The sequence below is a fragment of the Streptomyces doebereineriae genome (assembly GCF_031845645.1).
GTDB classification, from domain to species: Bacteria; Actinomycetota; Actinomycetes; order Streptomycetales; family Streptomycetaceae; genus Streptomyces; species Streptomyces canus.
In genome coordinates this window covers 1-479 of the sequence record NZ_JAVREZ010000159.1, presented here as the reverse complement: position 1 = coordinate 479, position 479 = coordinate 1, and the positions used below count along the sequence as shown (strand labels likewise).

Annotated in this window: 1 protein-coding gene; it reads left to right on the top strand. The window is 64.3% G+C overall.

Annotated elements, in window-relative coordinates; translation table 11 throughout:
• Nucleotides 1-128: 128 nt before the first annotated feature.
• The coding region (locus RNB18_RS51220) for a ribonucleotide-diphosphate reductase subunit beta (protein WP_311720953.1) at nucleotides 129-479 on the top strand (351 nt) is incomplete at its 3' end.

Here is a 479-nt window from a genome sequence, read left to right as displayed (position 1 = left end):
ATCCTGGGCCTGGATGAGCCCAGCCCCGAGCAGCCGACACTCGCCGTGCGCAGGCTCGTCGCAGTGTTGGCGGCCGCATTCTCACCGGCCACCGAAGCAGCCCACCAGACCTGAGGAGGTCAATTCCCATGTCACACACAAAGTTCGGTTCGCTGGCCAAGGGCGGTCTCAATTGGGACAGTGTGCCGTTGCGATTGTTCGCCGGGGGGAATGCGAAGTTCTGGAATCCGGCCGATATCGACTTCTCCCGCGACCGGGCGGACTGGGAGGCGTTGACGGACCGGGAGCGCGAGTACGCCACCCGGCTGTGCGCGGAGTTCATCGCGGGTGAGGAAGCCGTCACCAAGGACATCCAGCCGTTCATGAGTGCGATGCGGTCCGAGGGGCGCCTTGGCGACGAGATGTATCTGACGCAGTTCGCCTTCGAGGAAGCCAAACACACGCAGGTGTTCCGCATGTGGCTCGACGCCGTCGGGATC